Source organism: Pseudomonas viridiflava (genome assembly GCF_003702045.1).
Lineage (GTDB): Bacteria > Pseudomonadota > Gammaproteobacteria > Pseudomonadales > Pseudomonadaceae > Aquipseudomonas > Aquipseudomonas viridiflava_C.
In genome coordinates, this window is the sequence record NZ_RBTP01000012.1 from 191,733 (window position 1) to 212,629 (window position 20,897).

General features: G+C 59.6%; 21 protein-coding genes. 12 read left to right on the plus strand and 9 right to left on the minus strand.

What is annotated here, in order from left to right; translation table 11 throughout:
- Positions 1–155: 155 nt before the first annotated feature.
- Genes alc through puuE form a run of 3 tightly spaced genes read right to left on the minus strand, consistent with a single transcriptional unit; the run spans position 156 to position 2,630 of the window.
- On the minus strand, positions 156–1,151 hold the full coding sequence (gene alc, locus ALP40_RS02945) for an allantoicase (RefSeq protein ID WP_122206793.1): 996 nt from the start codon (positions 1,149–1,151) through the stop codon (positions 156–158).
- A 16-nt stretch (positions 1,152–1,167) separates the two neighbouring features.
- Entirely contained in the window at positions 1,168–1,707 is a 540-nt protein-coding gene (uraD, locus tag ALP40_RS02950) for a 2-oxo-4-hydroxy-4-carboxy-5-ureidoimidazoline decarboxylase (RefSeq protein WP_122206794.1), read from the minus strand.
- Entirely contained in the window at positions 1,704–2,630 is a 927-nt protein-coding gene (gene puuE / locus ALP40_RS02955; protein ID WP_122206795.1) for an allantoinase PuuE, read from the minus strand. Before puuE ends, uraD begins: the two co-directional genes overlap by 4 nt.
- 385 nt (positions 2,631–3,015) lie before the next feature.
- Here puuE and uraH point away from each other — a divergent pair, with 385 nt between their 5' ends.
- On the plus strand, positions 3,016–3,369 hold the full coding sequence (gene uraH, locus ALP40_RS02960) for a hydroxyisourate hydrolase (RefSeq protein ID WP_122206796.1): 354 nt from the start codon (positions 3,016–3,018) through the stop codon (positions 3,367–3,369).
- 161 nt (positions 3,370–3,530) lie between these two features.
- Positions 3,531–4,283 carry a GntR family transcriptional regulator gene (locus ALP40_RS02965; protein WP_122206797.1) on the plus strand — a complete coding sequence of 251 codons (753 nt, stop codon included), beginning with the start codon at positions 3,531–3,533 and terminating at the stop codon, positions 4,281–4,283.
- 7 nt (positions 4,284–4,290) lie between these two features.
- Here the strand turns inward: ALP40_RS02965 and ALP40_RS02970 are convergent, their stop codons facing one another.
- The 5 genes from ALP40_RS02970 to phhA form a co-directional block, all read right to left on the minus strand.
- A complete protein-coding gene (locus ALP40_RS02970; RefSeq protein ID WP_122206798.1) occupies positions 4,291–5,502 on the minus strand; it encodes an MFS transporter in 1,212 nt (403 codons plus the stop codon).
- Between the two features lie 167 nt (positions 5,503–5,669).
- Positions 5,670–5,849 (minus strand): hypothetical protein, encoded by a 180-nt coding sequence (locus ALP40_RS02975; protein ID WP_122206799.1) that lies wholly within the window; start codon positions 5,847–5,849, stop codon positions 5,670–5,672.
- Between the two features lie 616 nt (positions 5,850–6,465).
- Positions 6,466–7,662: an amino acid aminotransferase gene (locus ALP40_RS02980; RefSeq protein ID WP_122206800.1), complete on the minus strand. Its 1,197-nt coding sequence runs from the start codon at positions 7,660–7,662 to the stop codon at positions 6,466–6,468.
- Positions 7,662–8,018 (minus strand): 4a-hydroxytetrahydrobiopterin dehydratase, encoded by a 357-nt coding sequence (locus tag ALP40_RS02985; protein WP_122206801.1) that lies wholly within the window; start codon positions 8,016–8,018, stop codon positions 7,662–7,664. Before ALP40_RS02985 ends, ALP40_RS02980 begins: the two co-directional genes overlap by 1 nt.
- A 32-nt stretch (positions 8,019–8,050) precedes the next feature.
- Complete coding sequence (gene phhA / locus ALP40_RS02990) at positions 8,051–8,848, minus strand: phenylalanine 4-monooxygenase (protein ID WP_122206802.1); 798 nt, start codon at positions 8,846–8,848, stop codon at positions 8,051–8,053.
- Positions 8,849–9,124: 276 nt separating this feature from the next.
- Between phhA and ALP40_RS02995 the strand changes: the two genes are divergently transcribed.
- A complete protein-coding gene (locus ALP40_RS02995) occupies positions 9,125–10,684 on the plus strand; it encodes a sigma-54-dependent transcriptional regulator (RefSeq protein WP_122206803.1) in 1,560 nt (519 codons plus the stop codon).
- An 80-nt stretch (positions 10,685–10,764) separates the two neighbouring features.
- Here the strand turns inward: ALP40_RS02995 and ALP40_RS03000 are convergent, their stop codons facing one another.
- The gene (locus ALP40_RS03000) at positions 10,765–11,031 is read right to left on the minus strand and encodes a DUF2790 domain-containing protein (RefSeq protein ID WP_122206804.1); all 267 of its coding nucleotides are present in this window, start codon (positions 11,029–11,031) and stop codon (positions 10,765–10,767) included.
- 345 nt (positions 11,032–11,376) lie between these two features.
- Between ALP40_RS03000 and acs the strand changes: the two genes are divergently transcribed.
- The 9 genes from acs (at position 11,377) to ALP40_RS03045 (ending at position 20,862) form a co-directional block, all read left to right on the plus strand.
- Positions 11,377–13,332: an acetate--CoA ligase gene (gene acs, locus ALP40_RS03005; protein WP_122206805.1), complete on the plus strand. Its 1,956-nt coding sequence runs from the start codon at positions 11,377–11,379 to the stop codon at positions 13,330–13,332.
- A 107-nt stretch (positions 13,333–13,439) separates the two neighbouring features.
- Entirely contained in the window at positions 13,440–13,607 is a 168-nt protein-coding gene (locus tag ALP40_RS25475) for a hypothetical protein (RefSeq protein WP_183135989.1), read from the plus strand.
- Between the two features lie 305 nt (positions 13,608–13,912).
- On the plus strand, positions 13,913–14,689 hold the full coding sequence (locus ALP40_RS03010) for an ABC transporter substrate-binding protein (protein ID WP_122206806.1): 777 nt from the start codon (positions 13,913–13,915) through the stop codon (positions 14,687–14,689).
- Between the two features lie 86 nt (positions 14,690–14,775).
- A complete protein-coding gene (locus ALP40_RS03015) occupies positions 14,776–15,465 on the plus strand; it encodes an ABC transporter permease (protein WP_122207418.1) in 690 nt (229 codons plus the stop codon).
- Positions 15,462–16,160 (plus strand): ABC transporter permease, encoded by a 699-nt coding sequence (locus ALP40_RS03020; protein WP_122206807.1) that lies wholly within the window; start codon positions 15,462–15,464, stop codon positions 16,158–16,160. Before ALP40_RS03015 ends, ALP40_RS03020 begins: the two co-directional genes overlap by 4 nt.
- Before the next feature lies 1 nt (position 16,161).
- Positions 16,162–17,274, plus strand: coding sequence for a M14 family metallopeptidase (locus ALP40_RS03025; RefSeq protein WP_122206808.1), 1,113 nt, complete (start codon positions 16,162–16,164; stop codon positions 17,272–17,274).
- Between the two features lie 22 nt (positions 17,275–17,296).
- Positions 17,297–18,061: an ABC transporter ATP-binding protein gene (locus ALP40_RS03030; RefSeq protein ID WP_122206809.1), complete on the plus strand. Its 765-nt coding sequence runs from the start codon at positions 17,297–17,299 to the stop codon at positions 18,059–18,061.
- 135 nt (positions 18,062–18,196) lie between these two features.
- Positions 18,197–19,186: a transcriptional regulator ArgR gene (argR, locus tag ALP40_RS03035; RefSeq protein ID WP_181112305.1), complete on the plus strand. Its 990-nt coding sequence runs from the start codon at positions 18,197–18,199 to the stop codon at positions 19,184–19,186.
- 458 nt (positions 19,187–19,644) lie between these two features.
- Positions 19,645–20,862: an aspartate aminotransferase family protein gene (locus ALP40_RS03045; RefSeq protein ID WP_122206811.1), complete on the plus strand. Its 1,218-nt coding sequence runs from the start codon at positions 19,645–19,647 to the stop codon at positions 20,860–20,862.
- The last annotated feature ends 35 nt before the right edge of the window (positions 20,863–20,897 follow it).

Here is a 20,897-nt window from a genome sequence, read left to right on the forward strand (position 1 = left end):
TTCTGTTTTCAGGATGATCATCGTCCCAGTACAAACACGGATTCGGTGGGAGCGAGCTTGCTCGCGAAGAGGCCAATGCTCCCGGTCATTGCGATGCGTGAAACACAGCCTTCGCGAGCAAGCTCTCTCTCACGGATGTACGTGTCTGCCCAAGCCTATCGCGACACCTTGCCCAACACCCGCAACCGGCTCACGCCACCATCCGGGAACACGTTCAGGCGGATATGGGTGATAGGGCCGATGGCGTTGATCTGCTCGGCGAATTCGTGCTCGGCGTGCATGGTCAGTTTCTGGCTGGGCAGCAGTTCGCGCCAGAACAGGCTCTGGGTTTCGATCTGGCTGTCGGTGCCACCTTTGACGAACGCGCCCTGGATCGAGCAGCTGTCCGGGTAGTTGCCCTTGAAGTGCAGGGTGTCGACGATGACCTTCTCGACTTCTCCCGGATGCCCCAGCGCAACGATGACCCAGTCGTTGCCGGGCGTACGGCGGCGGGCGGTTTCCCAGCCGTCGCCCATGTTGACGCCACGGCCCGGATTGAGAATGTTGCTCATGCTGCCGTAGTGCTCATCCGAGCAGGCAATCGAACGACCGCCATTGAGCGCGGCCACCAGATCGATCTGCTCGCCGTCACCGACCGTGGTCCAGTCTCGATGCGGCACACCATGCACGCGCAGGCGGGCCACACCGCCGTCCGGGTAGATGTTGAAGCGCAAATGGCTGAACGGCTGCTCGTGGCTGATTTCGTGATAGTGATGGCTGTTGCCTTTCAGCTCCACTGAAGGCAGCACTTCGGTCCATGCGGTGTTTTCGTCAGGTTCGCCCGAGGCCAGAAAGCAGGCCTCCAGCGAGGCGGACGGCGGGAAGTTGCCCGTGAAAAAAGAGGTGTCGATGTCCACGCCCTTGATGGTGCCCGCCACGCCCAGGCGGATCACTGCGCTGTCGTAACCTTCGAAGCGTTTGCGACGCGACTCCCAGCCGTCCATCCACTTGCCGTTGTCATCGAACACGCCTTCCTTCCAGACCGCAGGCGTCGGCTGGAACAGGCGGTTGGCATCGGCAAACCAGTCGTCGGTCACAGACAAAACCTTCGTGCCCAGACGCGCATCAGCCAGGTTCACGAACTTCTCGAACGGTGCGGCGTAAACTTTCATGTTTCTTGTCTGCCTTCTAAACGTTGGATGAGCGCGGCGCTTCAAGCGCCTGCAAACGGAACAGCGCGATTTTGTTGATCTCGGCCAGGGCGCAAGCGAACTCGGCCTGCGGCGAGTGATGGAGGCGTTGTTCGAACGCCGCCAGTATCTTGTGCCTGTCGCTGCCCTTGACCGCCATGATGAACGGAAAGCCGAAGCGGGCCTTGTAAGCCTCATTCAACTCGGTGAAGCGCTGGAACTCTTCAGGTGTGCAGAGGTGGATGCCTGCGCCTGCCTGTTCATGGCTGCTGGCCTGGGTCAACTCGCCCTTAACTGCGGCCTTGCCAGCCAGGTCCGGGTGCGCATTGATCAGTGCCAGTTGTTGCGTTTGCGTGGCGCCAAGCAGGATATCGCTCATGCGCGCATGCAGGGTTTCGATGTGGTCCAGCACGTCTGGCGTCCCGAGATCGTAGGCGTGTTGCGCAACCCAGGGAGAGTGTTCGTAGATGTCGGCGAAGGTCGCGATGAACGCGTCGCGGCTTAGTGAAGAAGGCTTCAGGCCGGCAAAGACGGTCATTGTGCAACCTCGGTGAAGGGGTGTTCGGCGTGCCAGTGACGCGCGATGTCGATACGCCGTGCACACCACACCCGCTCATGGCCTTTGACGTATTCGATGAACCGCTTGAGCGCTGCGAGCCGGGCAGGGCGCCCGATCAGACGGCAGTGCAAGCCTATCGAAAGCATTTTCGGGGCCTCTTCGCCCTCGGCGTACAGCACGTCGAACGCATCCTTGAGGTACTGGAAGAACTGCTCGCCGTTGTTGAAGCCCTGCACTTGAGTGAAGCGCATGTCGTTGGTGTCCAGCGTGTACGGAATCACCAGATGCGGCTTGCCAGTGGGGTTGTTCGGTTCCCAGTAGGGCAGGTCGTCATCGTAGGTGTCGCAGTCATAAAGAAAGCCGCCTTCTTCCATCACCAGCCGACGGGTGTTGGGGCCGGTGCGGCCGGTGTACCAGCCCAGCGGACGTTCGCCGGTGATATCGGTGAGGATGCGAATAGCCTGGCGCATGTGTTCGCGCTCCAGGGCTTCGTCCATATTCTGGTAGTCGATCCAGCGATAGCCGTGGCTGCAGATTTCATGACCGTCGGCGACCATCGCGCGAATCACGTCAGGATGACGTTGCGCAGCCATCGCCACGGCGAAGATCGTCAGGGGAAGATCGAACTGTTTGAACAGCTTGAGAATGCGCCACACACCGGCGCGGCTGCCGTATTCGTAGAGCGATTCCATGCTCATGTTGCGCTGGCCCTGCAGCGGTTGCGCAGCGACCATTTCGGACAGAAACGCTTCGGACTCTTTGTCGCCATGCAGGATATTGCGCTCGCCGCCTTCCTCGTAGTTCAGCACGAAGGACAGCGCAATCCGTGCATTGCCCGGCCAGTGAGGGTGAGGCGGGTTGTTACCGTATCCGATCAGATCGCGTGGGTATTCGGCGCTCACTGCAGGCTTCCTTATGGGCGTGAAATCAGGTTCGGTGCGCAGGCTGAACGGCCCCGCAGCGCAAGGATTGTATACAATTTATTTTTGAAATTGTAACCTCGCATGCTGTCCGCCTTGGCGATATACAGCGTGCGAAGCCTCCGCATTCTTTGCACAAGCAAGAAACCTGCCTGACCGGTCAGCTTAATATGAAAAACCTGATTGATTTCCTTCGCTTCACTGTTTCTCGCCTTGGCCCGGCCAAATCAGCGCATTCAGCCCCAGCCGTTTTCAAGCCGAGCATGTACAGGTTTTTTGAAAGGTGTCTTAATCGCTGACAGCAGCCTCATGACGGGCACCCCTTTGGTGCAGTTTCGTCGCAACCATCACGGCAAGGAGCAGTGCCTTGGGAAAATTGACCACACACGTACTGGACGCCGCGCATGGCTGCCCAGGTGCCGCCATCGTTATCGAGCTGTACCGGGTTGAAGGCGAGCAACTGCGCAAGGTTGCAAGCACTGTCACCAATGACGATGGCCGCTGCGACGCGCCCTTGTTGCAGGGCGACGATTACCGATCCGGCGTCTACCAATTGCATTTCCATGCAGGCGATTATTACCGGGCGCGAGGTGTGGCGCTGAACGAACCGGCTTTTCTCGATGTGGTGGTACTGCGCTTCGGCATTGACGCAGGTCAGGCCCACTTCCATGTCCCGCTGTTAATCTCGCCCTACAGCTACTCGACCTACCGGGGCAGCTGATACTCGCTTGCCCGCGCACACTGCGGGCTTTTTTTCGGACGCTGTTCAGGTGTTCAGGTGTTCAGGTGTTCAGGTGCGCAGGCGCGAGTGAGCCATTCCGGTTTGGCCCTGTGTACAATGCGCGCGTCGCAACGCCGTTATCCACCTGCGCCCGAGTGCTCATGAACGATCAGTCCCTGCCCCTCAAGAAACCGACGCGACCTGCCAAAGCCAGCGTTAGCCTGACCCAGGACGACATCGTCTATGCGCATATTTTCGACGCCATCCTTGAGCAGCGTCTGGCACCGGGCACCAAGCTGAGTGAAGAGGCATTGGGGGACATCTTTGGTGTGAGTCGCACCATCATTCGTCGCGCGCTGTCGCGTCTGGGGCATGAGGGGGTTGTGCTGTTGCGGCCCAATCGGGGCGCAGTGGTCGCAAGTCCCAGTGTCGAGGAAGCCCGGCAGGTGTTCTTCGCCCGACGCATGGTGGAAAAGGCCATCACCGAGCTGGCTGTCGAGCACGCCAGTGCCGCACAACTCGCTCAGTTGCGCCAGATGGTGAGCGAGGAGCGCGACAGTTTTTCCCGTGGAGATCGAGGTGCAGGCATTCGCCTGTCCGGCGAGTTCCACCTGCAGTTGGCGGTCGCGGCCAAAAACGCACCGCTGATCAGCTTCCAGCGCAGCCTGGTGTCCCAAACGTCATTGATCATTGCCCAGTACGAAACCGGCAACCGCACGCACTGTTCCTACGACGAGCACAACCAGTTGATCGACGCCATCGAGGCCCGGGATGCGGTGCTGGCGGTCGAGCTGATGATGCATCACATGGATCACATCGACAGCAAGCTCAACCTGGATGAAGACGCGGGTTCGGATGATCTGCAAGCGGTGTTCTCGCACCTGCTGGCCAAGAAGAAGCCCAAGACACACTGACGCGCAATCAGCCTGCCTGCTGCTGCCTCAAGGCCTGCGCCTGACGGTACAGATAAACGCTCAGGCCCAATCCGCTCAGCGACGCGAGGGCGGCGAACAGGAAGATCGATACAAAGCCGAAACCGGCGGCAATCGCTCCGGCTAGCGGTCCTGTGATGCCCAGCGACAGGTCGATGAACAGCGAATAGGCACCCACTGCCGCGCCTCGGCTTGAAGCCGGAACCAGATTGACGGCTTCCACGCCCAGCGCCGGAAATACCAGCGAAAAGCCAAAACCTGTCAGTGCCGCACCCGCCAGCGCCAAGCCCGGCGTGGGTGCCATCCACAGGAACAGCAGGCCCAGTGTCTCGACCGACAGGCAGGCGATTGCCACTCGAAAGCCGCCCAGACGATTGATCAGGTTGCCGAACAGCAAGCGTGCCGTGATGAAGCTGGCACCGAATAGGGTCAGGCACAGGGCAGCGTTCGGCCAGTGATTGCTGGCGTAATACAGGGTAATGAAGGTCGCGATGGTGCCGAAGCCGATACCGCCCAGCGCCAAACCCATGCCGTGGGGAAAGACGCGTCCCAGCACGTGCATGAACGGCAAGCGCTCGCCATGAACGATAGGCGCACCCGGTTTCTTCCACGTCAGCAGCAGCCCCGTCGCGCACAGCAGCATGATGCTCACGCCCACCGTCCACAGGCCCAATTCTTTGACCATCCAGACACCCAGCGGCGCACCGATGGCCAGCGCGCCATAACTGGCGATGCCGTTCCAGGAAATCACCTTGGCGGTGTTCTGTGCGCCGACCCGGCCGATGCCCCAGCCAATCGAGCCCGAACCCACCAGACTTTCCGCGCTGCCCAGAATCACCCGACCAATCAACAGCACCACCAGGCTCGCCATCGGCCACGCTTGCAGCCAGACAGGCACCAGCATGAACACACCGCTCAGGCCGCACCCGGTGAGGCCTATCTGCACGGCTTTCTTACTGCCCAGGTTATCGATGATACGGCTCGCCCACGGGCGGCTGATCACGGTGGCCAGGTACTGCACGCTGATCACCAGGCCCGCCATTACCGCGCCGAACCCTAGATCGCTGTGGACATAACCGGGCAGGACGGCGAGGGGGATGCCGATGTTCAAGTAGCCGATGAAGGTGAACATGACGATGGACACCACCGTCAGCGTGATGGCCATCGGGGTTTGCGGTGCAGCAGTGTGTGTCTCGGGCATGGAGAAGGGTTTCATTCTGGTAACAAAGTGGACGTGTGACGTTAAGCCTTGCTATGGGACAGCGTGCAGGAAAAAATCCTTAGCAAGCTCTCGATCTGGTCATCATACGGCGCATCGGGCGATGCTGGTAACAGATTGAAATAAATCTGCGAGAGAAGGGCGGCGAGTCAAGGCTGCGCCGGTGCTACGAGATGGGTCGTGACCAGTGCGGCCAGGGCATTTTCCTGAGTGCTGAAGCGGGCCAGCAGAGCTTGCTGTTTTTCCGGGCTCAGGCGTGACCAGATTTCGATCATCTTTTCGGCGGTGCCGATCAGTGCGCTGGCTTGGGTTTCGGTGAAATCGTTCATGGGGTTTCCGGTTGTGCTGGCTGGTTTTCCAGGCGTATTGAAAATCGGCAACACCGTTTTTCGATACGCCTGAAAAAATCGCCGTCAGTCTTTGCTTCGGGCTTTTTGGCTGTCTTGAGCCGAGGGTGCAGCTTTCATTGCGGCAGGTTGACCGAGCTCCTGTTGAGCCAGAGTCGACTGCTGTGGTTCCTGTTGGCCTGGTGGGAAGTTAGGGATTTCATGCATCGTCATCGCTCCTCGCAAGGGGTTGCAGATAGAACCGTGCTTTAAAAAAGCCTGCGCAGAATACCCCACTAAAAATGACAATCCCGATATTTTTTTCAACGAATTGACTGAGTGGCGAAACAAAAAACGGATTTCACTGTCCGGGGCATGCTGGCTGGCGATAGGCCTTTATGGAGTGGCTCAATGCCACTTATGTAGGAGCTGACTCGTCCGCGATAGGCCGGTACGTCCAACGAAGATAGGGTGGCTGAAGTGCTGCATTCGCGGACAAGTCCGCTCCCACGGAACCGGTGTTTGTTGCTCGGCGGCACTGCGTTGAAGAGGGGGTGGGACCTCCACGTTTTCAGAGACGTCTTGGCCCAACACTGCGCCTGCTGCCAACTACTGCCCTTTATCCTTTGCACACCGCTGCAATCGCCTGCGCCAGTTGGTCCAGACGGCTGGCATCGATACCGGCCATGTTGGCTCTTCCATCGCTGACCATGTACACGCTCTGCTCTTCACGCAGCCGTGTCACGTGTTCGCTGTCGATGCCGGTGTAGGAAAACATGCCGCGTTGCCGGGCGATGTGGGCGAATCGGTCACCCAGCCCCAGAGGTGTCAGGGCTTCGACCAGCCCGTTACGCAGTTGGGCAACCCGTTGACGCATTTCTTCAACTTCGTCGGCCCACAGGCTTTTCAGCTCGGGATCGCCCAAAATCTCCGCCACCACCGCAGCCCCATGATCCGGTGGGTTCGACCACAGGTTGCGGGCGATGCTCGCCAACTGACTGCGTGCATCCAGCAGTTTCGGTGCATCATCTGCACAGACGATCAGCGCACCGGTGCGTTCACGGTACAACCCGAAGTTCTTCGAACACGAACTGGTCACCAGCAGTTCTGGCAACGCTTCGGCAAACAGGCGCACTGCCCAGGCATCTTCTTCCAGACCGTCCCCAAACCCTTGATAGGCGAAGTCGATCAGCGGCAGCAAGTCGCGGCTTTGCACGATTGCCAGCACTTCTCGCCACTCGTCATGAGACAGGTCAAAGCCGGTCGGGTTATGGCAGCACGCATGCAGCAGCACCACATCGCCCTGCGGAACCTGGCGCAGAGCGTCCAGCATGCCTTCCACGTTCAGCACGTTGTCGCTGCCCACGTAAGGGTAGTGACCGACCTTGAGGCCTGCATTGTTGAAGATGGTTTCATGCAGCGGCCAGGTCGGGTCGCTCAGCCAGATGCTCTTGCCAGGCAAGCATTGGGCGATGAACTCCGCCGCCAGCCGCAGTGCACCAGTGCCGCCCGGCGTCTGGGTCGCGCCTGCACGTTTGGCCTTCAGATGCGATGAATCGCCGCCCAACACCAACTCACTGATCAGCGCACCGAAGCGAGGATCGCCGTGGCTGCCGATATAGGTCTTGGTCATCTGCCGCTCGACCAGACGTTGCTCGGCGGCCTTCACCGCACGGGGGACAGGCGTCTGGCCCTGCGAATCCTTGTAGACACCCACGCCCAAATCGAACTTGCCCGGGTGCGTGTCGTTGGCATACGCCTCGATCAGGCCCAGGATCGGATCGCCCGGTACGCGCTGGATGTCCTTGAAATGCATTATTTGCGTCCCTCGGCGTCTTTGGCCACCTCGTCGGTGCGGGCGGCCATGATGAAGTCATTACGGTGCAGCCCTTTGATCGAATGGCTCCACCAGGTCACGGTCACTTTGCCCCATTCGGTCAGCAGGCCGGGATGATGGCCCTCGGCCTCGGCGATGTCACCGACCGCGTTGGTAAACGCCAGAGCAAACTTGAAATTCTTGAACAGGAAGACTTTTTCCAACTGCATGACGCTGTCGCGTACTTCGATGTTCCAGTCCGGGATCTGCTTGATCAGCGCTGGCAGCTCGGCTTCGCTGACTTGAGGCGCGTCGGCCCGGCAGGCTTCACAGTGGGCTTGGTTGAGTGTAGTCATGAAAAGGGTTCCTTATGACGCGTGGCTGCCGATCAGGCCGCGTGGTTTTTGGTTTTAGGCGGAAATTTTGGCGCATGCAGACCCATCTGCATACCGCGCTCGACCAGCCCCATGATGTCTTCCTGCGCCACATCGAACAGGCGCTTGAGGTCGGGCAGGACAAAATACACCGGTTGCAGGATGTCGATGCGATAAGGCGTGCGCATGGCTTCGAGGGGGTCGAAGGGCTGATGCTCGGGCTCAGACGACAGGCTGTACACCGCTTCCTTGGGCGAAGACAGAATGCCGCCGCCGTAGATTTTGCGCCCTTGGGGTGTGTCCACCAGACCAAATTCGATGGTCATCCAGTACAGCCGGGCCAGATAAACACGCTGTTCCTTGGTCGCGCTCAGGCCCAGCTTGCCGTAAGTGTGGGTAAATTCGGCGAACCAGGGGTTGGTCAGCAACGGGCAGTGGCCAAATATCTCGTGAAAGATGTCGGGCTCCTGCAGGTAATCCAGTTCTTCCTCAGTGCGGATGAATGTCGCAACGGGAAAGCGCTTGCTGGCCAGCAGTTCGAAAAAGGTCTGGAACGGAATCAGTGCGGGCACGCGCTCGACCTGCCAGCCGGTGGTTGCCCCCAGTACCTTGTTGATTTCGCCCAGTTGCGGGATGCGGTCATGGGGCAGGCCCAGTTGCTCGATGCCGTCCAGGTATTCCTGACAGGCACGGCCTTTGATCACTTTCATCTGGCGAGTGATCAGCGTGTTCCACACCGCGTGTTCGGCGGCCGGGTAATCGATGAAACCCTGTGCGTCGGGCTCACGCGCGACGTAGTGCGTCTGGGCCATGCTGGTCTCCTGAAGAGCGCTGTTGTTGTTATGCGGCTGCTTTCTAAGCAAAGAGCGATGAGCCAGAAATAGCGCAAATCCTGGGTAACGTCAGCGTCTTACCCTGAACGAGGCTCATCATTGATGGTCTTGTGCGTAACGAAAACTTTACGATCGCTTGGTCTGTTCGGTAAATAAAGGCCTCTGGAGCAGGTATTTGCGCTGGGCTGTCACGTATTGTTGACGCTAGACTTTGTGCAACCACAAAAACATCGACGCCAAGAAGGGCGAGCATCCATGCGCATCAAGGTCCATTGTCAGAATCGCATCGGCATTCTGCGCGACATACTCGATCTGCTCGTCGCCTACGGGGTGAACGTGGCCAGAGGGGAGGTGGGTGGCGAGCATGGCGATGCGATCTATCTGCACTGCCCAAACCTGATCAACATGCAGTTTCAGGCCTTGCGCCCCCGGTTCGAGGCGATTACCGGTGTGTTCGGCGTCAAACGCGTCGGTTTGATGCCCAGCGAACGTCGCCACATGGAGCTGAACGCTTTGCTGGGGGCGCTTGAGTTTCCGGTGCTGTCCATCGACATGGCTGGGGCCATCGTGGCTGCCAATCGGGCAGCGGCTCAACTGCTCGGCGTGCGGGTCGATGAAGTGCCCGGGATTCCACTCTCGCGCTATGCGGAGGATTTCGACCTGCCCGCGTTGGTGCGCGCCAACAAATCACGCATCAACGGTCTGCGCATCAAGGTGCGCGGCGATGTGTTCCTCGCCGACATCGCGCCGTTGCAGTCCGAGCATGACGACAGTGAGGCAATGGCGGGCGCGGTATTGACGCTGCACCGGGCGGACCGGGTGGGCGAGCGCATTTATCACGTGCGCAAGCAGGAACTGCGCGGCTTCGACAGTATCTTCCAGAGTTCGAAGGTCATGGCTGCCGTGGTGCGTGAGGCTCGGCGCATGGCGCCGCTGGACGCGCCGCTGTTGATAGAAGGCGAGACAGGAACCGGCAAGGAACTGCTGGCCCGCGCGTGTCATTTGTCCAGCCCGCGCGGGCAGTCACCGATGATGGCGCTCAACTGCGCGGGGCTTTCGGAATCGATGGCCGAAACCGAACTGTTCGGCTACGACCCCGGCGCGTTCGAAGGGGCTCGGGTAGAAGGTCGGCTGGGCCTCCTGGAGCTGACCGCAGGCGGTACGCTGTTTCTCGATGGTGTCGGCGAGTTGAGCGCGCGAATGCAGGCCAAATTGCTGCGATTCATTCAGGATGGCTGCTTTCGCCGCGTCGGCAGTGACGAAGACATGTACCTCGATGTGCGCGTGATGTGTTCAACCCAGGTCGACCTGTCCGAACTCTGCGCCCAGGGCGTCTTCCGGCAGGACCTTTATCACCGGCTCAATGTGCTCACACTGCACATTCCGCCGTTGCGCGAATGTCTGGATGGCCTGACGCCTCTGGTCGAGCACTTTCTCGATCAGGCCAGTCGCCAGATTGGCTGCGCGTTACCCGGTATTGCGCCTGCGGCTTTGAAACGACTGAGTCAGTACCACTGGCCGGGCAATGTGCGGCAATTGGAGAACGTGTTGTTCCAAGCTGTCTCGTTGTGCGAAGGCGCTCAGGTTCAGGCCGAGCATATCCGGCTGCCGGATTACGGCGTGCGCCAGACCCTGACCGACGTGTCACTGGACGGCGGGCTTGAGGCCATTGTCGGGCGGTTTGAAAAGTCGGTGCTGGAGCAACTTTATGCGCACTATCCCAGCAGTCGGCAGTTGGGTAAAAGACTGGGGGTTTCACATACGACCATTGCCAACAAGTTGCGTGAATATGAAGTGGGCAAACACGTTGAATAACACGGTGAATCTATTAGGAGGCGCCTCGCACGATCCGTCTGCACAACCATCTGCGAGGCGTCGCGCCCATCGAGCGGGTGTCAGCCGTTGCTGCAACCGTTGCCCATCACCTGATAACTCATGATGTGCTGCTTGCCCTGCGAGTCTTCATAAACCATGCGTGCCGGCACGACCTGACAGACGTCAGGGATCTGACTGGTGGAAATCACTTTGGCGATGTCCAGATGCGTGCCGTAGGTATATTGCTCGATGCGTGCCTGTTGCGCGGCGACCTTGGTTTGCGATTCTTCGGCCATTGCCAGAGTACTGAGACCGCAAAGTGCCAGAATCGCGATTGAAGCTTTCATTGCTGTTTACCTTCTTGAGTGCGAGCGAATGCGCCTGACGAATAATCGAGTTCAGGGGAGCATGGCGATTGAGTTGATTAAAACCGGGCCTGTGTGGGGGCTGCTGGTAGTTGCCAAGTTGGCGGAGTTGATTCTAGGCTTCTGGTGGCACGACATATATAAAGGCTTTTGATAAGCCTTTTTATCGAAACGGTAACAATCATTCGGCAAAGCTTGAAGTCGAGGCTTGCCGACCGTGCGGACAGGCCCGTGCCATTTCGGTAAGACCAACGTCGAATGGCCCTGTAGGATGGGGCGGGATACAACGGAGTCATAAAACAACAACTATCCACCGAGGTAACCAAGATGAGTGCAGCTTCCCTGTACCCCGTCCGCCCAGAAGTCGCAGCGAACACGCTGACGGATGAGGCAACCTACAAGGCCATGTACCAGCAGTCGGTGGTCAACCCCGATGGCTTCTGGCGTGAGCAGGCCAAGCGCCTCGATTGGATCAAGCCCTTCACAAACGTCAAACAGACTTCGTTCGACGATCACCGCGTCGACATCAAGTGGTTTTCCGATGGCACGCTGAACGTTGCCTATAACTGCCTGGACCGTCATCTGGAGGAGCGCGGCGACAGCATCGCGATTATCTGGGAAGGCGACGATCCTTCCGAACACCGTGAAATCACCTACCGCGAACTGCACGCCGAAGTCTGCAAGTTCGCCAACGCCTTGCGTGGCCAGGATGTACACCGTGGCGACGTGGTGACCATCTATATGCCAATGATCCCCGAGGCTGTGGTCGCCATGTTGGCGTGCGCCCGGATCGGAGCCATTCACTCGGTCGTGTTCGGCGGCTTCTCGCCGGAAGCGTTGGCCGGCCGCATCATCGATTGCAGCTCCAAAGTGGTCATCACCGCTGACGAAGGTCTGCGTGGCGGCAAGAAAACCCCGCTCAAGGCCAACGTCGACCGCGCCCTGACTAACCCTGAAACCAGCAGCGTGCAGAAAGTCATCGTCTGCAAGCGCACCGGCGGCGAGATCGAGTGGAACCGCCACCGCGATATCTGGTATCACGCGTTGCTGGAAGTGGCGTCGAGCATCTGTGCGCCGAAAGAAATGGGCGCTGAAGAATCCCTGTTCATCCTGTACACCTCAGGTTCCACCGGCAAGCCCAAGGGCGTGTTGCACACCACGGCCGGCTATCTGCTCTACGCAGCACTGACCCACGAGCGCGTGTTTGACTACAAGCCGGGCGAAATCTACTGGTGTACTGCAGACGTCGGTTGGGTGACCGGCCACAGTTACATTGTCTACGGCCCGCTGGCCAACGGTGCAACCACACTGCTGTTCGAAGGCGTGCCGAACTACCCGGACATCACCCGCGTGTCGAAAATCATCGACAAGCACAAGGTCAATATTCTCTACACCGCACCGACGGCCATTCGCGCCATGATGGCTGAAGGCACGCGTTCGGTAGAGGGCGCAGACGGTTCCAGCCTGCGTCTGCTGGGGTCGGTGGGCGAACCTATCAACCCTGAAGCCTGGGGCTGGTACTACGACACGGTGGGCAAGAAAAACTGCCCGATCGTCGACACCTGGTGGCAGACCGAAACCGGTGGCATCCTCATCAGCCCGTTGCCGGGTGCCACCGCGCTCAAGCCGGGTTCGGCAACGCGTCCTTTCTTTGGCGTGATTCCCGCGCTGGTGGACAACCTGGGCAACCTGATCGAAGGCGCAGCCGAAGGCAATCTGGTGATTCTCGATTCCTGGCCGGGTCAGTCGCGTTCGCTGTACGGCGATCATGACCGTTTCGTCGACACCTACTTCAAGACCTTTCGCGGCATGTACTTCACCGGTGACGGCGCGCGTCGTGACGAGGATGGCTACTACTGGATCACCGGCCGCGTGGACGACGTGCTCAACGTTTCTGGCCACCGCATGGGCACGGCCGAGATCGAAAGTGCGATGGTCGCGCACCCCAAAGTTGCCGAAGCGGCGGTGGTCGGTGTGCCGCATGACCTAAAAGGGCAGGGCATCTACGTGTACGTCACGCTCAACGCCGGTGAAACGGCTGACGAGGCGCTGCGTATCGAACTGCGCAACTGGGTGCGCAAGGAAATCGGCCCGATCGCGTCCCCGGACTTCATCCAATGGGCGCCGGGGCTGCCGAAAACCCGTTCGGGCAAGATCATGCGCCGTATCCTGCGCAAGATCGCCACGGCCGAGTATGACGCGCTGGGCGACATCTCGACCCTGGCCGATCCAGGCGTGGTGCAGCACTTGATCGACACCCACAAGACGATGAGCGCTGCCTGATACCTCTCTGATCATTCCCACGCTCCAGCGTGGGAATGCCTCTCAGGCGCTCCGCGCCTTCACATCTGCGTCAACCGAGCGATTGGGGATGCAATAGCTGAGTATTGATGCCATCCACGTCAGTCATCGTGCCGGGATATATCGACCTGTTACGCGTCTACCCGCCGTTTCTCCCGACGGCTACCTTGTGGGACATTCGTCCCGATATTTGTAGGAATAAGCCGCGCGTGGCCGTATTTCTCAAGCCCGGCGACACGCTGGGCTTGCCGGATTAGAAGGCTTTGCCAATAATGGGCGCGCTTTTTGCTGCATCAGCAGGTTAAATCTGTTTTGCTGGATCACGGGATTTCCTCTTCGTCAACAGGCTCGGCGTGCTTTTCAAGTGCTTCTGTAACTTGTTGTCGCATTGAAGAAATATCGACTTCAAGCCTGTCGTTAAAATGCCCCTCACTCGTCAGAGGCCGGTGACCCGCAACCCGGTATCGGATGCCTGACGTCGCTCTCTCTCTGGATGGTCCTTTCGCATAATGGGCGCTGCCCACTCTGCCACTTGTCGTGCTTTACCGATGGAGTTCTGTAAATGAAAAAGCTCATGCTTATTGGCGCGCTGGCGTTGTCCGTGCTTGCCCAGCCGACATTCGCTGATGAAAAGCCGCTGAAAATCGGTATTGAAGCCGCGTACCCTCCGTTTGCATCCAAGGCACCGGACGGCAGCATCGTCGGTTTCGACTACGACATCGGCAACGCGCTGTGTGAAGAAATGAAAGCCAAATGCACGTGGGTCGAGCAGGAGTTCGACGGCCTGATCCCTGCGTTGAAAGTGCGCAAGATCGACGCGATCCTGTCTTCGATGTCCATCACCGAAGACCGCAAGAAGTCCGTGGATTTCACCGGCAAGTACTACAATTCGCCGGCTCGTCTGGTGATGAAGGAAGGCACCAGGGTCAGCGACAACCTCGCTGAGCTCAAAGGCAAGAAAATCGGTGTGCAGCGTGGCGCGATCCATGAACGCTTCGCCCGTGAGACACTCGCGCCGCTGGGCGTAGAAGTGATTCCTTACGGTTCGCAGAACGAAATCTACCTGGACATCAGTGCCGGTCGTCTGGACGGAACAGTGGCTGACGCTACCCTGTTACAGGACGGTTTCCTGAAGACCGACGCGGGCAAAGGCTACGCATTCGTCGGCCCGTCGTTCACCGATCCGAAATACTTCGGTGACGGCATCGGCATCGCCGTGCGCAAAGGCGACAAAGCCAACCTTGACCGCCTCAATGCCGCTATCGCTGCTATCCGAGCCAACGGCAAGTACAAGGCAATACAGGACAAGTACTTCGACTTCGATATCTACGGCAAATAAAACCGCCGCAAGGTACCGACCTAAATGGCGCAAGCAGATCTGCTGGCTTGCGCCATTTTTTATTCCACGCTTGAGGACCGCACATGATGTTGAAAGGCTACGGGGCTGTGATCCTCGAAGGTGCCTGGCTGACGTTGCAGTTGGCGCTGTCGTCGATGGCCCTGGCGATCGTTCTCGGTCTGATCGGCGTGGCGCTTCGTCTGTCGCCGGTGCGCTGGCTGGCCTGGATGGGCGATCTGTATAGCACTGTGATTCGCGGTATTCCCGACCTGGTTTTGATCCTGCTGATCTTCTACGGCGGCCAGGACCTGCTCAATCGGGTCGCACCCCTGCTCGGTTTTGAGGATTACATCGATCTCGATCCGTTCGCGGCCGGAGTCTGCACGCTGGGCTTCATCTTTGGCGCATACCTGTCCGAAACCTTCCGTGGTGCGTTCATGGCCATCCCCAAGGGACAGGCCGAGGCGGGCATGGCGTATGGCATGAGCAGCGGCAAAGTGTTTTTCCGCATATTGGTGCCGCAGATGATCCGTCTGGCGATTCCCGGCTTCACCAATAACTGGCTGGTTCTGACCAAGGCCACCGCGCTGATTTCGGTGGTCGGTCTGCAGGACATGATGTTCAAGGCCAAGCAGGCGGCCGATGCCACCCGCGAGCCCTTTACCTTCTTTCTCGCGGTCGCAGCGATGTACCTGGTGATCACCAGCGTGTCGCTGCTGGCCCTGCGTTATCTGGAAAAACGCTACTCCGTAGGCGTTAGGGCGGCTGACCTATGATCTTCGATTACAACGTCGTCTGGGAAAGCCTGCCGCTGTACTTTGGCGGTCTGGTCGTCACTCTCAAGCTGCTGGCGATTTCTCTGGGCTTCGGCCTTGTTGCAGCCTTGCCGCTGGGCCTGATGCGGGTCTCGAAAAACCCGTGGGTGAACATGCCGGCCTGGCTCTATACCTATGTGATCCGCGGCACGCCGATGCTGGTGCAGTTGTTCCTGATCTATTACGGCCTGGCCCAGTTCGAAGCCGTGCGCGAGAGCGTTCTTTGGCCGTGGCTGTCCAGTGCAACGTTCTGTGCGTGCCTGGCATTCGCTGTGAACACCAGCGCCTATACCGCAGAAATCATCGCGGGCAGCCTCAAGGCCACGCCTGCCGGTGAGATCGAAGCCGCTCGGGCAATGGGGATGTCGCGCGCGAAGATGTACCGCCGCATCCTGCTGCCCTCGGCGCTGCGTCGGGCGCTGCCGCAGTACAGCAACGAAGTGATCATGATGCTGCAGACTACCAGTCTGGCCTCCATCGTGACCCTCATTGACATCACTGGCGCGGCGCGTACGGTCAACGCCCAGTTCTACCTGCCTTTCGAGGCGTACATCACCGCAGGCGTTTTCTATCTGTGCCTGACATTCATTCTGGTGCGGCTGTTCAAGATGGCTGAACGTCGCTGGCTGGGCTATATGGCCCCACGGAAGGTCTGAAATGCAAAGAATCGATCATGTATTGCCTTGGAGTACCTTGGGCACCGAGCGGAAACTGAGCGTGTTCAGTTTTGGCTCCGGCGAGCGCAAGGCCTACATCCAGGCCAGCCTGCACGCCGACGAGCTGCCCGGCATGCGCACGGCATGGGAGCTGAAAAAGCGTCTTGTCGAGCTTGAGCAGCAGGGTGCGCTCAAAGGCATCATCGAGCTGGTGCCGGTCGCCAACCCGCTGGGCCTTGGTCAGTTGCTGCAAGGTGCGCATCAAGGGCGTTTCGAGTTCGGCAGCGGTAAGAACTTCAACCGCGATTTCACCGAATTGAGCGAGCCGGTCGCCGAGTTGCTGGAAGGGCAACTGGGTGATGATCCGCGTGCCAACACGCACATGATCCGCCAGGCCATGAGCACTGTGCTCGATCGCCTGCCTGCGCCGCAATCCGAGCTGCAGGGCATGCAGCAGATTCTGCTCAAACATGCCTGCGTCGCTGATGTGGTGCTGGATCTGCACTGCGACGCCGATGCCGCATTGCACATGTACGCCTTGCCCCAGCACTGGCCTCAGTGGCGCTCGTTGTCGGCGCACCTGAACGTCAAGGTGGGGTTGCTGGCCGAGGATTCGGGCGGCAGCTCTTTCGATGAAGCCTGTTCGCTGCCGTGGCTGCGTTTGTCGCGCATGTTCCCTCAGTCACAGATTCCGTTGGCCTGTCTGGCGACCACCATCGAGCTGGGCGGTCAGGCCGACACTGGCAAGCCTGAGGCCGAAGCCCATGCCGAAGGTATTCTGGCGTTTCTGGCCGAGCAGGGTTTCATCAGTGGTGACTGGCCTCAGCCCGCCCACGAAGCCTGCGAAGGCATGCCGTTCGAAGGCACTGAGTTGCTCTACGCGCCGCACCCCGGCGTGGTGACTTTCCTGCGTGCCCCTGGCGAGTGGGTCGAGCCCGGCGAGCCGTTGTTCGAAGTCATCGATCCGCTGTCCGATCAGGTCAGCACCCTTTGCGCGACGACTGCCGGTGTGCTGTTTGCCATCGAGCGGCTTCGCTACGCTCAACCCGGTTTCTGGCTGGCCAAAGTGGCGGGGCGCACGGCGCTGCGCCAGGGACGCCTGCTCAGTGATTGATCGTTCTGTGAGAAACCAAAGCATGAACAAACTGGAAGTCCAGGACCTGCACAAGCGGTATGGCAGCCATGAAGTGATCAAGGGTGTGTCCCTGACCGCCCGCGCTGGCGATGTGATCAGCATCATCGGCTCCAGCGGATCGGGCAAAAGCACGTTCCTGCGCTGCATCAACCTGCTGGAACAACCCCATGCCGGCAAGATCCTGCTTAACGGTGAAGAGCTCAAGCTGGCCCCGAACAAGGACGGCGGCCTCAAGGCTGCAGATGGCAAGCAGTTGCAACGCATGCGTTCACGGCTGTCGATGGTGTTCCAGCATTTCAACCTGTGGTCGCACATGACGGCCCTGCAGAACATCATCGAGGCACCGGTGCATGTGCTGGGTGTTCCAAAGAAGCAAGCCCTGGAAAAGGCCGAATACTACCTGGCCAAGGTCGGCGTCGGGCACCGCAAGGATGCTTATCCGGGGCACATGTCCGGTGGCGAGCAGCAGCGCGTGGCGATTGCCCGGGCGCTGGCGATGGAGCCCGAAGTGATGCTCTTCGACGAGCCCACCTCGGCGCTCGATCCAGAGTTGGTCGGCGATGTGCTCAAGGTCATGCAGGGGCTGGCTCAGGAAGGTCGGACGATGGTGGTGGTGACGCACGAAATGGGCTTTGCCCGTGAAGTCTCCAACCAATTGGTGTTTTTGCACCAAGGTGTGGTGCTGGAGCGCGGTGATCCGCGTGAAGTGCTGGCCAACCCGCAGACCGAACGCTTGCAGCAGTTTTTGTCCGGCAGCTTGAAGTGATGAGCGGCACCGTCCTGGCGGTGCCTTTTTACAACAGAACAGGGCATGCTGCGCGACACGCGACATGACCTGGAGTTTCCAGATCGAGCCTGTTCGCGGGCTTGGCTTTTGCGGCGCTACGTATCGGATGTCCCAATGACTGCCCATCGAATAGGTTTCCTTGTCTGGCCTGGCACCAAAGCCCTGACCCTGGCGCTTGCCGAGGAAGCCTTGCGCGTGGCCCAGCGCGTGCACCCTGAAGTGGTCTATGAGTTGTCATTTCTTCAGGCCGAGCCTGCCGATCCCGCCGCGAGCGGTGGCTGGCAATTGCCGGGCCAGCCGTGGGCGGGGCGTCTGGATGGGCTGCACAAACTGTTTCTGTTGGCTGACGAGCCTCCTGCTCCGGTGGCATCGGTGCTGGGCAGTGCGCTCAAGCAGTTGGTGCGTGCAGGCTGTTCGATTGGGGGGTTGTCGGCAGGCGTCTATCCGCTGGCGCAACTGGGGCTGCTCGACGGCTATCGCGCCGCCGTACACTGGCGCTGGCAAGATGATTTCAGCGAGCGGTTCCCAAAAGTCATTGCCACCAGCCACTTGTTCGACTGGGACCGCGACCGCCTGACAGCTTGCGGCGGCATGTCGGTACTCGACCTGTTGCTGGCGGTGTTGTCCCGTGATCATGGCGCGGAACTGGCGGGGGCGGTTTCAGAAGAGTTAGTGGTCGAGCGCATTCGTGAGGGTGGCGAGCGTCAGCGCATTCCGTTGCAGAACCGTCTGGGTTCCAGCCATCCGAAGCTCACCCAGGCGGTGCTGCTGATGGAGGCCAATATCGAAGAGCCACTGACGACCGACGAAATCGCTCAGCACGTCTGCGTGTCGCGTCGTCAGCTGGAGCGCATCTTCAAGCAATATCTCAACCGCGTGCCGAGCCAGTACTACCTGGAACTGCGCCTGAACAAGGCGCGCCAGATGCTGATGCAAACCAGCAAGTCGATCATCCAGATCGGCCTGTCTTGCGGGTTTTCATCGGGGCCGCATTTCTCCAGCGCGTACCGCAACTTCTTCGGCGCCACGCCCCGTGAAGACCGCAACCAGCGACGCAGCAGCAGCCCCTTCGAGCTGTCGCCGGTGCCAGCCGAGCGCGGCTGAACGTTCAAAAAAGCATAAGCTGTCGAGGACGTTATTTGCTGTGGGAGGTTCCGTCTTGTCTAAGACGTGGTGCTTTCGCGCAGCAAACACTGCGGACTTGTCCGCGAATACTGCATTTCGATCGCTGAATATTCGTCGGATGTACTGGCCATTTCGTGGACAAGTCCGCTCCCACGAAGTTTGTCGTGCGACAGCGCCACGTCAAAGATACGGCGAGGCCTCCCACAGCGCTGTGAATCGTGTCCGCATCGAAACAGCGCCGGGCCAGACACCGGACTTCAATCGGTTTAAACTGCGTCTTTGTGACGCAATATGTCGCATTGCCGAAAACCCTGAAAAAACACGGTTTTGCGCTGTAACAAGTTGTCGCCTGGCGGCAAGGTCCAAGCCGAATCAATCCTTACAATCTTTCCATCGCTTGCCCGTTTCAGGCAGGCGTTCCTCATCAGGAGACTCCGATGTCCGTTGAGCATGCTGCGGTGCAACGCGCCGATTTCGACCAGGTAATGGTCCCCAACTACGCGCCGGCCGGGTTCATCCCTGTGCGTGGCGCGGGTTCCCGAGTCTGGGACCAGGCGGGCCGCGAGTTGGTGGATTTTTCGGGCGGGATCGCCGTCAACGTATTGGGCCACTGCCACCCGGCGCTGGTCGGTGCCTTGACCGAGCAGGCCAACAATCTGTGGCACGTGTCCAACGTCTTCACCAATGAGCCGACGTTGCGCCTGGCCAAGAAACTGGTGGAAGCAACGTTTGCGGATCGTGTGTTCTTCTGTAACTCCGGTGCCGAAGCGAACGAAGCGGCTTTCAAGCTGGCCCGTCGCGTAGCGCATGACCTGTATGGTCCGGAAAAGTACGAAATCATCGCCGCCGTGAACAGCTTTCATGGTCGCACCCTGTTCACCGTGAGCGTGGGCGGCCAGCCAAAGTACTCCGACGGTTTCGGCCCGAAGATCACCGGCATCACGCACGTACCGTACAACGATCTCGACGCGCTCAAAGCGGCTGTGTCCGATAGGACTTGCGCCGTGGTGCTGGAGCCGATTCAAGGCGAAGGCGGCGTGCTGCCCGGCGAGCTTGAATACCTGCAAGGCGCGCGCGCATTGTGCGACGAGCACAAAGCGCTGCTGGTGTTCGACGAAGTGCAGAGCGGCATGGGCCGTAGCGGTCACCTGTTCGCCTACATGCATTACGGCGTGACCCCGGACATTCTTTCCAGCGCCAAGAGCATTGGCGGCGGCTTCCCGCTGGCGGCGATGCTGACCACCGACGCGCTGGCCAAGCATCTGGCGGTCGGCGTACACGGCACCACGTACGGCGGCAACCCGTTGGCTTGCGCGGTGGGCGAGGCGGTCATCGATGTCGTCAACACTCCGCAAGTTCTGGCGGGCGTCAAGGCCAAGCACGAGCGCTTCAAGACCCGTCTGGAAAAGATCGGCCAGCAATACGGCGTGTTCAGCCAGGTTCGGGGCCTCGGTCTGTTGATCGGCTGCGTACTGTCCGATGCCTGGAAAGGCAAGGCCAAGGACTTCTTCAACGCAGCAGAAGCCCATGACCTGATGATTTTGCAGGCCGGTCCTGATGTGATTCGTTTTGCGCCAAGCTTGGTGATCGAAGACGCCGACATCGACGAAGGCCTGAACCGCTTCGAGCGCGCCGTCGCCAAACTGACGTCCTGATTCAACGCAGGACCTGCCGGTGTTCGCGTTGGCGG